This window comes from Amycolatopsis sp. NPDC051106, assembly GCF_040682775.1.
Lineage (GTDB): Bacteria > Actinomycetota > Actinomycetes > Mycobacteriales > Pseudonocardiaceae > Amycolatopsis.
Window position 1 is genome coordinate 137758 of the sequence record NZ_JBFBBQ010000007.1, and the last position, 14654, is coordinate 152411.

General features: G+C 68.7%; 7 protein-coding genes. 5 read left to right on the forward strand and 2 right to left on the reverse strand.

All coding sequences use genetic code 11. The annotated features are described in order from the left end of the window. Nucleotides 1-333: 333 nt before the first annotated feature. Both AB0M83_RS08475 and AB0M83_RS08480 read left to right on the forward strand, forming a co-directional pair. Nucleotides 334-3837: a DNA-directed RNA polymerase subunit beta gene (locus AB0M83_RS08475; RefSeq protein ID WP_364514413.1), complete on the forward strand. Its 3504-nt coding sequence runs from the start codon at nt 334-336 to the stop codon at nt 3835-3837. An 88-nt stretch (nt 3838-3925) separates the two neighbouring features. After that, nucleotides 3926-7837 (forward strand): DNA-directed RNA polymerase subunit beta', encoded by a 3912-nt coding sequence (locus tag AB0M83_RS08480; RefSeq protein WP_364514415.1) that lies wholly within the window; start codon nt 3926-3928, stop codon nt 7835-7837. Nucleotides 7838-9186: 1349 nt separating this feature from the next. On the opposite strand, the gene AB0M83_RS08485 is transcribed toward AB0M83_RS08480, so the two are convergent. Next, nucleotides 9187-9966 carry a M15 family metallopeptidase gene (locus tag AB0M83_RS08485; RefSeq protein ID WP_364514418.1) on the reverse strand — a complete coding sequence of 260 codons (780 nt, stop codon included), beginning with the start codon at nt 9964-9966 and terminating at the stop codon, nt 9187-9189. 42 nt (nt 9967-10008) lie between these two features. Then, nucleotides 10009-10515 carry an Lrp/AsnC family transcriptional regulator gene (locus AB0M83_RS08490; RefSeq protein WP_364514421.1) on the reverse strand — a complete coding sequence of 169 codons (507 nt, stop codon included), beginning with the start codon at nt 10513-10515 and terminating at the stop codon, nt 10009-10011. A 95-nt stretch (nt 10516-10610) separates the two neighbouring features. Between AB0M83_RS08490 and AB0M83_RS08495 the strand changes: the two genes are divergently transcribed. The 3 genes from AB0M83_RS08495 (at nt 10611) to AB0M83_RS08505 (ending at nt 14649) form a co-directional block, all read left to right on the forward strand. Next, nucleotides 10611-11789 (forward strand): MFS transporter, encoded by a 1179-nt coding sequence (locus AB0M83_RS08495; RefSeq protein ID WP_364514424.1) that lies wholly within the window; start codon nt 10611-10613, stop codon nt 11787-11789. Between the two features lie 61 nt (nt 11790-11850). Beyond that, nucleotides 11851-12492 carry a zinc ribbon domain-containing protein gene (locus AB0M83_RS08500; protein ID WP_364514427.1) on the forward strand — a complete coding sequence of 214 codons (642 nt, stop codon included), beginning with the start codon at nt 11851-11853 and terminating at the stop codon, nt 12490-12492. 309 nt (nt 12493-12801) lie between these two features. Next, the gene (locus AB0M83_RS08505) at nt 12802-14649 is read left to right on the forward strand and encodes a hypothetical protein (RefSeq protein WP_364514430.1); all 1848 of its coding nucleotides are present in this window, start codon (nt 12802-12804) and stop codon (nt 14647-14649) included. Nucleotides 14650-14654: the final 5 nt, after the last annotated feature.

Sequence of the window (14654 nt, forward strand, 5' to 3'; positions counted from 1 at the left end):
TGCGCCAACCGGCGGGACCCCCGTGTGGCATCTTGACTCTCGGGCCCGGTGGGTTCACGCTTACTCCCGAACGGCGAAACCGGCGGCCCTTGCGGGAGGGACAACCGGCTCGCCTGGAGGCATACCTGAAGACGTCGCGAGGCAGGCTGGGCCCCATCGGGAGCGCCCCCTGGACAGACCGCGCCGTTCGGGCTAGACTGCCTCTTTGCGCTGCCCTCTTTCAGGCTGCCCGGAGCCGGTAGTTAGGATAGTGGGCACACGGCACCCTTGACAGTCGCTCATAGCTGTTGCTATGGCGGCCGTCACCGCTCATTGTCCCCGGAAGGACGCATCTTGGCAGTCTCTCCCGCGAACCAGGCCACTGCTGCGACCACCTCGGCTGAATCTCGCTCGGAGTCCACGGGAATCCCCGGCGCGCCCAAGCGGGTTTCCTTCGCAAAGATTCGCGAACCGCTCAACACTCCCAACCTGCTCGACGTCCAGATCCAGTCGTTCCAGTGGTTCACCGGGGACGAAGCGTGGTTCGAACGCCGTGTCGAAGAAGGTGAAGAAAACCCGGTCGGCGGCCTCGAAGAGGTCCTGAACGAGATCTCCCCGATCGAGGACTTCTCCGGTTCGATGTCCCTGTCCTTCTCCGCTCCGCGCTTCGACGAGGTCAAGGCCTCGATCGAGGAGTGCAAGGACAAGGACATGACGTACGCCGCGCCGCTGTTCGTCACGGCCGAGTTCGTCAACAACAACACCGGCGAGATCAAGAGCCAGACGGTCTTCCTGGGCGACTTCCCGGTCATGACCGACAAGGGCACGTTCATCATCAACGGCACCGAGCGTGTCGTCGTGTCCCAGCTGGTCCGCTCGCCCGGCGTCTACTACTCGAAGGACGTCGACAAGACGACCGACAAGGACGTCTTCAGCGTCCGCGTGATCCCGAGCCGCGGTGCGTGGCTCGAGTTCGACGTCGACAAGCGCGACACCGTCGGCGTCCGCATCGACCGCAAGCGCCGCCAGCCGGTCACCGTGCTGCTGAAGGCCCTGGGCTGGACCACCGAGGCGATCCGCGAGCGCTTCTCCTTCTCGGAGACGCTGCTGGCGACCCTCGAGAAGGACCACACGGCCGGCACCGACGAGGCGCTGCTCGACATCTACCGCAAGCTGCGCCCGGGCGAGCCGCCCACGAAGGAGAGCGCGCAGACCCTGCTGGAGAACCTGTTCTTCAAGGCGAAGCGCTACGACCTGGCCAAGGTCGGCCGGTACAAGGTCAACAAGAAGCTGGGCCTCGACACGCCGTACGACACCGGGACGCTGACCGAAGAGGACATCGTCACCACCATCGAGTACCTGGTCCGGCTGCACGCCGGCGAGGACAAGGTGGTCGCGGCGAACGGCACCGAGATCCCGGTCGAGACCGACGACATCGACCACTTCGGCAACCGGCGCCTGCGCACGGTCGGCGAGCTGATCCAGAACCAGATCCGGGTCGGCCTGTCCCGCACCGAGCGCGTCGTGCGTGAGCGCATGACCACGCAGGACGTCGAGGCGATCACGCCGCAGACCCTGATCAACATCCGCCCGATCGGCGCGGCGATCAAGGAGTTCTTCGGCACCTCGCAGCTGTCGCAGTTCATGGACCAGAACAACCCGCTGTCGGGCCTGACGCACAAGCGTCGTCTGTCGGCCCTCGGCCCGGGTGGTCTGTCCCGTGAGCGCGCTGGCATGGAGGTCCGGGACGTCCACCCGTCGCACTACGGCCGGATGTGCCCGATCGAGACGCCGGAAGGCCCGAACATCGGCCTGATCGGCTCGCTCTGCTCCTACGCGCGGGTCAACCCGTTCGGCTTCATCGAGACGCCGTACCGCAAGGTCGTCGAAGGCCGGGTCACCGACCAGGTCGACTACCTGACCGCGGACGAAGAGGACCGGTACGTCAAGGCCCAGGCCAACGCGCCGATCTCGGACGACGGCACCTTCGTCGAAGACCGGGTCATGGCCCGCCGCAAGGGCGGCGAGGTCGAGCTGATCGACCCGCTCGACATCGACTACATGGACGTCTCGCCGCGGCAGATGGTCTCGGTCGCGACGGCGATGATCCCGTTCCTCGAGCACGACGACGCGAACCGCGCCCTGATGGGTGCGAACATGCAGCGCCAGGCCGTGCCGCTGCTGCGCAACCAGGCCCCGTACGTGGGCACGGGTGTGGAGCTGCGCGCCGCGGTCGACGCCGGTGACGTGCTGGTCGCCGAGCAGGCCGGTGTCGTCGAGGAGCTCTCGGCGGACCTGATCACGATCATGCACGACGACGGCACGCGGAAGAGCTACGGACTGTACAAGTTCCGCCGCTCGAACCACGGCACCTGCTTCAACCACCGCCCGATCGTCAACGAGGGCGACCGGGTCGAGCAGGGCCAGGTCATCGCCGACGGCCCGTCCACCGAGAACGGTGAGATGGCGCTCGGCAAGAACCTGCTCGTCGCGGTCATGCCGTGGGAGGGCCACAACTACGAGGACGCGATCATCCTCTCGGAGCGCCTGGTGCAGGACGACGTCTTGACGTCGATCCACATCGAGGAGCACGAGATCGACGCCCGCGACACGAAGCTGGGCGCCGAGGAGATCACCCGGGACATCCCGAACGTCTCCGAGGAGGTGCTCGCTGACCTCGACGAGCGCGGCATCATCCGCATCGGTGCCGAGGTCCGCGACGGCGACATCCTGGTCGGCAAGGTCACGCCGAAGGGCGAGACCGAGCTGACGCCGGAAGAGCGCCTGCTCCGCGCGATCTTCGGCGAGAAGGCCCGCGAAGTCCGCGACACCTCGCTGAAGGTGCCGCACGGCGAGACCGGCAAGGTCATCGGCATCCGCGTGTTCTCGCGCGAGGACGACGACGAGCTGCCCCCGGGCGTGAACGAGCTGGTCCGCGTCTACGTGGCCCAGAAGCGCAAGATCCAGCCGGGCGACAAGCTCGCCGGCCGGCACGGGAACAAGGGTGTCATCGGCAAGATCCTGCCGGTCGAGGACATGCCGTTCATGGAGGACGGCACGCCCGTCGACATCATCCTGAACACGCACGGTGTGCCGCGACGGATGAACATCGGCCAGATCCTCGAGCTGCACCTGGGCTGGCTGGCGTCGCAGGGCTGGACGATCGAAGGCAACCCGGACTGGGCGAAGAACCTCAACGAGGAGCTCTACGACGTCGCGCCCGGCACGAACACCGCGACCCCGGTGTTCGACGGCGCGAAGGAAGAGGAGCTCACCGGGCTGCTCGGGGCGACCAAGCCGAACCGCGACGGCGAGCGCATGGTCAAGGAGAACGGCAAGGCCACGCTGCTCGACGGCCGCTCCGGCGAGCCGTACCCGTACCCGGTCGCCGTCGGCTACATGTACATCCTGAAGCTGCACCACCTGGTCGACGACAAGATCCACGCCCGCTCCACCGGCCCGTACTCGATGATCACGCAGCAGCCGCTGGGTGGTAAGGCGCAGTTCGGTGGCCAGCGCTTCGGTGAGATGGAGTGCTGGGCGATGCAGGCGTACGGCGCTGCCTACACGCTGCAGGAGCTGCTGACGATCAAGTCGGACGACGTGGTCGGCCGCGTCAAGGTGTACGAGGCCATCGTCAAGGGGGAGAACATCCCCGAGCCGGGCATCCCGGAGTCGTTCAAGGTGCTCCTCAAGGAGCTCCAGTCGCTGTGCCTCAACGTCGAGGTGCTCTCCAGCGACGGCTCCTCGATCGAGATGCGCGACTCCGACGACGAGGACCTCGAGCGCGCCGCGGCCAATCTCGGCATCAACCTGTCCCGCAACGAGTCGCCCTCGGTGGACGACGTCGTGCACTGATCGCGTGCTGAGCTGGGCCCCACCTCCCGCGGGGCCCAGCTCGCCCGCCAACCCCCTCTAGCCGAAACAACCCCAAGGGGATCTAGACGTGCTGGACGTCAACTTCTTCGATGAGCTCCGCATTGGTCTCGCCACGGCCGACGATATCCGTCAGTGGTCGTACGGCGAGGTCAAGAAGCCGGAGACCATCAACTACCGGACGCTCAAGCCCGAGAAGGACGGCCTCTTCTGCGAGAAGATCTTCGGTCCGACCCGGGACTGGGAGTGCTACTGCGGCAAGTACAAGCGCGTTCGCTTCAAGGGCATCATCTGTGAGCGCTGCGGCGTCGAGGTGACCCGCGCGAAGGTGCGCCGCGAGCGGATGGGCCACATCGAGCTGGCCGCCCCGGTCACCCACATCTGGTACTTCAAGGGTGTTCCCTCGCGCCTCGGCTACCTGCTGGACCTGGCGCCGAAGGACCTCGAGAAGATCATCTACTTCGCTGCTTACGTCATCACGGGCGTGAACACGGAGCTGCGCCACAACGACCTGCCGACCCTCGAGAACGAGATCGGCGTCGAGCGCAAGAACCTCGAGACCAAGCGTGACGCGGACATCGAGGCTCGCGCGCAGAAGCTGGAAGCCGACCTGGCCGAGCTGGAGGCGGAGGGCGCCAAGTCCGACGTCCGCCGCAAGGTCAAGGAGGGCGGCGAGCGCGAGATGCGCCAGCTGCGTGACCGCGCCGGTCGCGAGCTGGACCGCCTCGAGGAGGTCTGGACGACCTTCACGAAGCTCGACACCCGCCAGCTGATCGCCGACGAGCTGCTCTACCGCGAGCTGGTCGACCGCTACGGCGAGTACTTCACCGGCGGCATGGGCGCGGAGGCCATCCAGAAGCTGGCCACCGAGTTCGACGTCGCGGCCGAGGCCGACAACCTGCGCGACACGATCCGCAACGGCAAGGGGCAGAAGAAGCTCCGCGCGCTGAAGCGGCTCAAGGTCGTCGCGGCGTTCCAGGCCACCGGCAACGACCCGCGCGGCATGGTGCTGGACGCCGTCCCGGTCATCCCGCCGGACCTGCGCCCGATGGTGCAGCTGGACGGTGGCCGCTTCGCGACCTCCGACCTGAACGACCTGTACCGCCGGGTCATCAACCGGAACAACCGCCTCAAGCGGCTGATCGACCTCGGCGCGCCCGAGATCATCGTCAACAACGAGAAGCGGATGCTGCAGGAGGCCGTCGACGCGCTGTTCGACAACGGCCGCCGCGGGCGTCCGGTCACCGGCCCGGGCAACCGGCCGCTGAAGTCGCTGTCCGACCTCCTCAAGGGCAAGCAGGGCCGGTTCCGCCAGAACCTGCTCGGCAAGCGCGTCGACTACTCGGGCCGTTCGGTCATCATCGTCGGCCCGCAGCTGAAGCTGCACCAGTGCGGCCTGCCGAAGGACATGGCGCTCGAGCTGTTCAAGCCGTTCGTCATGAAGCGGCTGGTCGACCTGAACCACGCGCAGAACATCAAGTCCGCCAAGCGGATGGTGGAGCGCTCGCGGCCGCAGGTGTGGGACGTGCTGGAAGAGGTCATCACCGGGCACCCGGTGATGCTGAACCGCGCGCCGACGCTGCACCGCCTCGGTATCCAGGCCTTCGAGCCGCAGCTGGTCGAGGGCAAGGCCATCCAGCTGCACCCGCTGGTCTGCGAGGCGTTCAACGCGGACTTCGACGGTGACCAGATGGCGGTGCACCTGCCGCTGTCGGCCGAGGCGCAGGCCGAGGCCCGGATCCTGATGCTGTCGGCGAACAACATCCTGTCGCCGGCGTCGGGCCGTCCGCTCGCCATGCCGCGGCTGGACATGGTGACGGGTCTGTTCCACCTGACCCGCCTCACCGAAAACGCCGCGGGCGCGGGCAACGCGTACTCGTCGACGGCCGAGGCCATCATGGCCTTCGACCTCAAGGCGCTGAGCCTGCACGCCCCGGTCAAGATCCGCATCACCGACCGCCAGCCGGCCAAGGCCGACGAAGCGGCGCTCGCGGAGAAGGGCTGGGAGCCGGGCAAGGCGTGGCTGGCCGAGACGACCCTGGGCCGCGTGCTGTTCAACGAGCTGCTGCCGGCGGACTACCCGTTCATCAACGAGCCGATGCCGAAGAAGCGGCAGGCCGCGATCGTGAACGACCTCGCCGAGCGGTACTCGATGACCCAGGTCGCGCAGACCCTGGACCGCCTGAAGGACGCCGGGTTCTACTGGGCGACCCGCTCGGGCGTCACCGTCGCCATCTCGGACGTGCTCACCCCGGTGGGCAAGGCCGCCATCCTCGACGAGTACGAGGGCAAGGCCTCCCAGGTGGAGAAGCGCTACCAGCGTGGTCAGCTGTCGCACACCGAGCGCAACAACGAGCTCGTCAAGGTGTGGACGCAGGCCACCGAAGAGGTCCACAAGATCATGGAGACGGCGCTGCCGGACGACAACCCGATCGCCATGATCGTGAAGTCGGGCGCGGCGGGCAACATGACGCAGGTCCGGTCGCTGGCCGGCATGCGTGGCCTGGTGTCGAACCCGAAGGGTGAGTACATCCCGCGTCCGATCAAGGCCAACTTCCGTGAGGGCCTGTCGGTGGCGGAGTACTTCATCGCGACGCACGGTGCCCGGAAGGGCCTGGCGGACACGGCGCTGCGGACCGCGGACTCGGGTTACCTGACCCGGCGTCTGGTGGACGTCTCGCAGGACGTCATCGTCCGCGAGGTCGACTGCGGCACCACCCGCGGCATCATGATGCCGATCGGCGAGGACATCGGCGACGGCAAGGTCCTGCGCGACCAGCACGTCGAGACCTCCGTGTACGCGCGGAACCTCGCGACGGACGCGGTGGACGCCAAGGGCAACGTCGTGCTGAACGCGGGCGACGACATCGGCGACCCGGCCATCGACAAGCTGCTCTCGAGCGGCATCTCGAAGGTCAAGGTCCGCTCGGTGCTGACCTGCGAGTCGGCCGTCGGCATCTGCGCGACCTGCTACGGCCGCTCGATGGCGACCGGTCAGCTCGTCGACGTCGGCGAGGCCGTGGGTATCGTCGCGGCCCAGTCGATCGGTGAGCCGGGTACGCAGCTGACGATGCGTACGTTCCACCAGGGTGGTGTCGCCGGTGACGACATCACGACGGGTCTGCCCCGTGTGCAGGAGCTCTTCGAAGCTCGTGTCCCGAAGGGCAAGGCGCCGATCGCCGACGTCGATGGCCGCGTGCGCATCGAGGAGAGCGAGCGGTTCTGGAAGATCACGCTGATCCCGGACGACGGCGGCGAAGAGATCGTCTTCGACAAGCTGTCCAAGCGTCAGCGGCTCGCGAACACCCCGAACGGCCCGCTGGGCGACGGCGACCACGTCAACGTCGGCCAGCAGCTGCTCGAGGGCACGCCGGACCCGCACGAGGTCCTGCGGGTCATGGGGCCGCGCGAGGCGCAGATGCACCTGACGGACGAGGTCCAGAAGGTGTACCGGGCGCAGGGTGTGTCGATCCACGACAAGCACATCGAGGTCATCGTCCGGCAGATGCTGCGCCGGGTGACGGTCATCGACTCCGGTGGCACGGACTTCCTGCCGGGCGAGCTGCCCGAGCGGACCAAGTTCGAGGCGACGAACCGCGCGTCGGTCGCCGAGGGCGGCGAGCCGGCTTCGGGCCGTCCGGTGCTGATGGGGATCACGAAGGCGTCGCTCACCACGGACTCGTGGCTGTCGGCGGCGTCGTTCCAGGAGACCACGCGCGTCCTGACCGACGCGGCCATCAACGGCCGCTCGGACCGGCTCGTGGGCCTCAAGGAGAACGTGATCATCGGTAAGCTGATCCCGGCCGGTACGGGCATCAACAAGTACCGCAACATCCAGGTGCAGCCGACGGAAGAGGCCCGGGTCGCGGCGTACGCGATCCCGTCCTACGACGACGGCTACTACACCCCGGACGTGTTCGGTACGGGCACCGGTGCCGCGGTTCCGCTGGACGACTACGACTTCGGCCGCGACTTCCGCTGAAGCTGAGTCACGAGAAAGGCCCCTGCCGGGTTTCCGGCGGGGGCCTTTCCCGTGTGTCCGGAAGCGGCCAATCGGCCGCGGAGGCTGTTTCTCTTTTACCCGCTCTGGTTACAGTGAGGCGGTTCTGCGCGATTCGGGGGCTTTGCGCGTTTCAGCGGGACCGGATCGGTGTTTCGGTCACCTTCGACAAGCCCGGTCAGAGCTTCGGGCTGGCCGTTCCGGGCACGTCCGCGATCCCGAGCAGACCACCACCGCGGTGCGGGGCCACGTGTACGACGAGACCGGGTTCGGGGTCGGGACGTTCGACTCCAGCGTGCCGATCATCCGGGTGCGCGGCCACGCGGCGGGTGTCGTGTACGGCGACGGGAACGGCAACGGCGCGCTCGATGCGGGCGAACAGCTGCCCGGCGCCACGCTCACCCTGTGGTACGTCCACGGCAACGGCACCTACACGGCCACGAGTGACGCCGCCGGGAAGTTCAGCTTCGACGTCTCGGCGGGGGATTATACCCTCGGCGGTGAGGTCGTCGACGGCTGGCTGATCCCGTGGAAGGCCGTCCGGATTGACCCGGGCACCCCGGACCTGCTCGTCCGCGGCGCGCCGCCGTTGAACGGCGCGCTGGCGGTGTCGATGGCTTTCACCCAGGACAGCTACCAGCCCGGCGAACTGGCGCACCTCACCGTGACGCTGGCCAACTCGGGCTCTACCCCGCTCATCGGCATCGTGGCCGCGTGCAACCGCATCGGTGACGGCTACCTGCTGAACGGGACCGGTCCCGGCTGGGGCGACCTCGTGTGGAACCGCGGCGTGACGATCGCCGCGGGCGAAACGCGCACCTTCGACGTGTCCGAGACGGTGCCGCAGGCGTCCCTCGACCGCGGCAAGGTGGTGGCTGCCTACGACTTCGGGTACAGCGAAGTCGACCTCGACAACCACGTGGACGCCCGCGTCGAAGCCGCCGTGCCCGGCGGCAAGGCTGTCGTCGAGGGCGCCATCGGAGTCGTGGACGACCGGGGCGAGGTGACGCGGGGGGTGGCCGGCACCGAGGTCGTGCTGGTGTCCGACCGGCACTGCCCGGTCACTGGCCGGCAGAGCAGTGACGAGAACCGGCACTTCCTCTTCGAGGACGTGGCGCCCGGGCCCGAATACCGGCTGTACTTCCTGACGCCGTCGGGCTGGAAGACGAAGTACGAGAACCCGACGGGCATCGAGGTCCAGGGTCCGCCGGCGAACCACTACGCGTACCGGATCGCCGCCGAAGAGGGGGACGCCCCGCAGCCTGAGGTGCCGGTCAACCCCGCGGTGACGGGCAGCGCCCCGGTCCACAGTGGACCGGGGCGCTTTCGGGTCAGCGAACGTCGCGGCGCGACACCGGGAAGTCGAAGTAGGTGTCCGGGAACGGCTCGTTGTCGAGGGTGTAGTGCCACCACTCCTCGGGCAGGTTGTGGAAGCCGGCGCCGATCATCGTGTCCCGCAGCAGGTCGCGGTTCTGCCGCGCGACGCCGGTGATCGCCGGGTTGTCGGTGTGGGCGAGCGGATCGAAGCAGTCGTAGCCGGTGCCCATGTCGACCGTGTTGTCGGGGAAGCGCTGGTTCCGCGGCGCGAAGCACGGCTCGAGCGGTTCGCCGGGGAAGTACGGGCGCTGGAACCGCGGCGGGAGCTTCACGACGGTCAGGTCCATGGTGCTGCCGCGGCTGTGGCCGGACTTCTCGGCGATGTACCCCTCCTCGAACAGCCGGTCCTTGGCGACGTTCGGGTAGAACTCGGCCTTCATCTTCTCGTCGGCGAGGTCCTTCGCCCACCGCACGAAGTGGTCGACCGCGCGCTGCGGGCGGTAGCAGTCGTAGACCTTGAGGGTGTAGCCCTGCTTCCGCAACCGGGCCTGGACCCGGCGCAGGCCTTCGGCGGCCTGCCGAGTCAGGATGCAGGTGGGCTCGAGGTAGCCGTCGATGCGCCGGCCGACGAAGTTGTGCCGGGTGGCGTAGCGGATGTCCTGGAGGATCGACGGCGCGACGTCGGACAGCGCCACGAAGTCACGGGGTGCGGCGGTCGCCTGGGCCGTGCCGGGCACGGTGACCCCGACGAAGACGGCGAGGAGGACGGCGAGCGCGCGACGGAGAATCGGCATCCCTCTCCTCTAGCAGGTAACCGCCGCGCGATCAGCCGCCGCTCAGGGGGAAACCCAGCCTTGCGACGTCGTCGCGCGCAGGAAGTCCTCCGTCGGCGGCTGCACCGGCCGTCCCTCGAACTGCGTCGACAGCACCACCGTCGACCGCAGCTCGCCGTGCTTGCCGAGCCGCTCCAGCAGACCCTCGAAGTGCTCGAGCGAGGCCGCGCGGATCTTCAGCATCGTGCAGTGGTCGCCGGAGAGGCGATGGATCTCGACGACCTCCGGGTAGTCCTCGGCCTTCGACGTCTTCAGCAGGCAGCTGCTGAGTGCGCACCGCATCTCGACGAACGCCTGCAGCGGCTGGCCCGCGCGCCGCGCGTCGACCTGCGCGCGGTAGCCGGTGATCACGCCGGTCTCCTCCAGCCGCCGCACCCGCTCGGCGACCGCCGGCGCCGAGAGGTTGATGCGCCGGCCCAGCTCCTTGAACGACAGTCTCCCGTCGGCCTGCAGCAGCTCCAGCAGCCGCCAGTCGACGTCGTCCAGGGGCTTTTCCGAACGGAAGGTCATGGCCCCCATCTTCCTTCCGAAGAGCGGGCGGGGCGACGCATTTGCCGTTGATCGCCCCTTCGAAAGTAGGCTGGGAGTTCCTAAAGTTGCTGGTCATGGGGACTTTGACGGTGACCGGCCGAGCTCGGTCGATGGGCGCGCTGTTCGCCGGCGTGGCACTGCTCAACACGGCCACGGTCGGCCTGAGCACCGCGGCGACGCTGATCGTCGCCGCGGGCAGCGGGCCGGGCTGGAGTGGATTGCCGAGCGTCGCGAACGTGCTCGGCACCGCCGCCGGGGCGTTCGGCGCGGGGCTGCTGCTGCCGGGCCACGGCCGCCGCCGGGTGCTGGCCGTCGGCTACGGCGTCGCCGCGGCCGGGGCGCTGATCGCGTTCGCCGGCGCGCTGACGACGTCGCTCGTGCCGCTCCTGCTCGGCATCCTGCTGGTCGGCCTCGGCAACGGCGGCGCGCAGCTGTCGCGTTACCTGGCCGCGGACCTCTACCCGGAGGACCGCCGGGGCCGCGCGTTGTCGAACGTCGTGTGGGCCGGGACGGTCGGCGCGCTCGCCGGGCCGGCGCTGATGGCCCCGGCGGCGGACGTCGCCACCGGGTTCGGCTGGCCGTCGCTGTCCGGGCCGGTCGCGGTCGCGGTACTGGCCACGGCGGGTGCCGCGCTGGCGGCCGCGTTCCTCCCGCGGCACGTCCCGCTCCCACGCGAGAAGCCGGTGACCGCGGTCGCGCCGGTGCGGGCGGCCGGCGTCGTGCGGCCGCTGGTCGCGATGGTCGCCGCCCAGCTGACGATGGTCGCGGTGATGACGATGACGCCGCTGCAGCTGGAGAACCACGGCCACGGTCTCGACGTCGTCGGCTGGGTGCTGAGCGCGCACCTGTTCGGCATGTTCGCGCTGGCGCCGCTGTCCGGCCGGATCGCCGACCGCTGGGGCCCGCGCGTCGCGATCAACGCGGGCCTCGGGGTCCTGGCGCTGGCGTCGGCGACCGCGCTCGCGGCACCGACGGCGCACACGTCCGGCCTGCCGGTCGCGTTGTTCCTGCTGGGGTACGGCTGGAACCTGGTGTTCGTCGGCGGCAGCGCGCAGCTGAGCCGCGACCTCGCGCCGGAGACGCGCAGCCGGGTGCAGGGCACGGTGGACGCCGTGGTCTGGTCCGCGTCCGCTTTGGCCGGTTTGGGGTCAGGACAGCTGTTCGCCGGCGGCGGGTACGCGCTCGTCGCGGTCGTCGGCGGCGTGCTGGCGCTGCTTCCGTTGGCCCTGCTGGCATCCCGTGACGGCCGGTAGCCGCGTCGTTGTCGGCAAATCTCTCGTCGCCGCGGCGGCGGCGCGCTGGCGAAGATGGGCCGTGGCTGACTCTGTGCCCTTCACGGACAACTTCTCGGACCTCTCCAACACGCAGGGGTACCAGTTCGAGTTCCGCTGCGAACGCTGCGGGAACGGTTTCCGCTCCGCGTTCCAGCGCGACACCATGGAAACCGGGCGAAGCGTGCTTCGCACGGTCGGCTCGTTCTTCGGCGGGACGCTGCGGGACCTGAGCAACTCGGCCGACCAGTGGCGCTACGACCGCGCGACCAACTCGCCCGCGAAGGACCGCGCGCTGACGGCGGCGGTCAAGGAGATCACCCCGAGCTTCCGCCAGTGCCGCGGCTGCGGCGACTGGATGTGCCACGACCAGTGCTGGAACGAGGAGATCGGCCAGTGCCTGCGCTGCTCGCCGAGCGTCGCCGAGGAAATCTCGCGCGCGCAGGCGTCGGCGCAGCGCGACCAGATCTGGGACAAGGCCCGCGAGAAGGACTGGACGTCCGACCTGGACCTCGGCACCCGGGCGAAGGTGACCTGCCCGGGCTGCGGCCTGAAGGCCGAGGGCGGGAAGTTCTGCTCGTCGTGCGGGACGTCGCTGGCGCTCAAGGTCCGCTGCGGCGGCTGCGGAAGCGAGAGCAACAAGCCCGGCGCGCTGTTCTGCTCGGACTGCGGCAGCAAACTCTGACCGGAGTTCCCGCCACTTCATAACGAATACGTAACTCGCAGCCCCGGCGTTCAGGCGCGGGGGCTGCGTCATTGTGACCAACCGTGACACCGCCGATTGGTCTAGTTCTACTACTCACCCATTCGGCGCAGCGGATCTCGTCAAATCGGCCCACTTGGTGGGAGATTGACCCGTTCGGGGCGGTTCTCATTCTTTGATCACGGCTGGACCCTTTGCCCGCTTGGCGCGAATATCCCGTTCGAGTCAGCTGACGTCCTCTTTCCGTTGCAGGCCAACGGTTTCGTCCGTGAGAAGAGAACAGGGAGAACCATGCGCTCAACCCCGTCGCGCCCGGGCCGGTGGCGAAAGGTGGTGACCGGCGCCGCCGCGCTCGCTCTCGCGGCCGGCGCCGTCACGTACACCGGCTCGTCCACCGGCGCCTACGCCGACGTCCAGACCGTCACCGACGCGAAGACGGCGTCCGACGGCAAGCAGTACTGGGTGCAGAACCACCTGGTGTCCAAGGATCTCGCCCGTTCCGCGAGCGGCACGCCGAAGAAGTGGCTGCTCGTCTGGGCCGGTGACGAGAACATCGCCGACACGCTCGTCAAGGACGTCAAGAACCTGCCGGGCACCCTCGGCGGTGGGCTCAACAAGATCAAGAACGCCTTGCCGGGCCCGGACTTCCTCGCCGTGATCGACGCGACGCAGGGTTCGCCGACCTACGGCAAGGTCGTCAACACCGCCACCGTCGGCCCGCTGGTCGAGAACGAGCCGCACCACATGCAGTACGTGTGGCACCGGGGCGACACCATCTACGCGGGCGCGCTGTTCGCCGCGGCGACGTACGCCTTCGACGTCAGCGCGCTGCCGCAGCTGAAGCTCAAGGGCGTCAGCCTGCCGACGAACACGCTGGGCGGGAGCGTCCCGGACGCCTACTGGGTCCTGAAGGACGGCACCGCGTACGGCACGTACATGGGCGGCCCGGTCGTCCCCGGCCCGCACTCCTACGCCGACGGCTCCACCCAGATCGGCAACGGCTTCGCGGGCAGCCCCGGCGAGGTCGTCCACTTCGGACAGAACGCCGAAGTCCTGTCGGAGTCCCCGGCGGCCACCCCGCAGGGCGACAACCAAAAGCTCTGCGACAACCTGCCGCAGCTGGGCAAGCCGACCTGCGCCAACCCGCACGGCATCCAGGCCCGCGAGGACCTGAACACGCTCGTCACCAGCGACTACGCCGAGCCGCGCAACATCATCCTCGACCCGGTGAAGCAGCCGTCGCCGTACTTGCGGCGGCCGACCGTGCGGACCTGGGACATCTCCGACCGCAACCACCCGAAGCTGAAGTCGGTGTCGTACCTGCAGGACGGCCCGCGCGCCGATCCCGCCGACCCGCTGCACGCCGAGAGCCGCGCGGTCATGGAGACCACGGTGACGAACCTGCCGGGGCACAAGGGCGCGTTCGCCCAGACCATGCAGGGCGGCGCGGTGTTCTACACGCCGGACATCACCGCGGCCGAGCCGCACTGGATCGAGGTGTTCGACGACGGCGCCGCCAACAAGTCCATCTACGCCAACAACGACTCGAACGGTGCCAGCTCCAACGGTGGCTGGATCCAGACCAGCCCGGACGACAAGTACCTCTACCGCGCGATCGTCGGGCGGCAGAAGGGCACCCTCTCGGCCGACGACCCCGGCACCACCGGCGGCGTCTACGTCCTCGACATCCAGAAGCTGGTCAACGCCGGCGACCGGATCGAGGACATCCAGGGCCGGGTCGACACCAAGGCGAAGGCGCAGCAGGGCGGGGGCGGCGACCTGCCGACCGTCGTCGGCGCGGCCCCGATCAACCCCGGCACGCCGGGCGCGGGCCCGCACTGGGGCGCCTACGACAACTGGGCGCTCGGCAGCGACGGCTTCTACCACGAAACCACGTCGCCGCAGCACCTCGCGGTGTCGAACTACTTCGTCGCACGGTCCGGTTTGGACGGTGACCACAAGGTCAACCTGCTGAACCTCGGGCCGGACGGGAAGGTCGCGGTCGACCAGAACTTCCGGGACGAGTTCACCGGGCAGGTCGGCATCAACTTCAACCGCAAGTCGTGGCCGCACGGGGACTTCGGCAACGCCAAGCCGCACTCCGAGCTGTTCGTGGTCGCGGACGCGGACATCAGGTAGGGCCG

Excerpts from the sequence above, each read along its gene's own strand:
- AB0M83_RS08490 (WP_364514421.1), bottom strand. The coding sequence starts at position 10,515 with ATGACCTTCCGTTCGGAAAAGCCCCTGGACGACGTCGACTGGCGGCTG.
- AB0M83_RS08505 (WP_364514430.1), top strand. The coding sequence starts at position 12,802 with ATGCGCTCAACCCCGTCGCGCCCGGGCCGGTGGCGAAAGGTGGTGACC.
- AB0M83_RS08495 (WP_364514424.1), top strand. The coding sequence starts at position 10,611 with ATGGGGACTTTGACGGTGACCGGCCGAGCTCGGTCGATGGGCGCGCTG.
- AB0M83_RS08485 (WP_364514418.1), bottom strand. The coding sequence starts at position 9,966 with ATGCCGATTCTCCGTCGCGCGCTCGCCGTCCTCCTCGCCGTCTTCGTC.